Here is a 404-nt window from a genome sequence, read left to right on the forward strand (position 1 = left end):
CACGTCCGTAGACAGCAGTCTTCCCTTTCACCGTCACCGAAACCGCATACTCCCCCGGATCCATCGTCATTCCGTAATATCCACCTTCACGGGTCACTGCCGACGCACTGGTGCCGCTGAGCGCATCCGGTGAAACTGTCAGCGCCGTCAGGGTAATATTTGCTCCTGATATCGCCTCACCATCAGGAGATTTCAGCGTCCCCGAAACAACAACACTCACACTCCACCTCCGTTAAACACTTTTTTACGGGCAGACAATGCACTGTCTGCCCCCTGTTTGCTCCCAAGTTGCTCAACAAAACTCTGATAATGCTGCGCAGCCAGCCCCGATTCTGCGCCACCGGCAGCATCCTTACTGAAAGCACGAAACAACATCCAGTCCACCAGTGGGTTAACATAAGCCT

General features: G+C 54.0%; 2 protein-coding genes. Both read right to left on the minus strand.

The genetic code is table 11. The annotated features are described in order from the left end of the window. Positions 1 to 220: prophage tail fiber N-terminal domain-containing protein (locus Y887_RS19670; RefSeq protein WP_046965629.1), on the minus strand; the 220-nt coding region annotated here is incomplete at its 3' end. Further along, positions 217 to 404, minus strand: a 188-nt coding sequence (locus Y887_RS19675) for a phage adaptor protein (RefSeq protein WP_343123102.1), incomplete at its 5' end; no start/stop codon positions are given. The genes Y887_RS19675 and Y887_RS19670, both read right to left, overlap by 4 nt.

Origin of the sequence: Xanthomonas pisi DSM 18956 (genome assembly GCF_001010415.1) — a bacterium.
GTDB classification, from domain to species: domain Bacteria; phylum Pseudomonadota; class Gammaproteobacteria; order Xanthomonadales; family Xanthomonadaceae; genus Xanthomonas; species Xanthomonas pisi.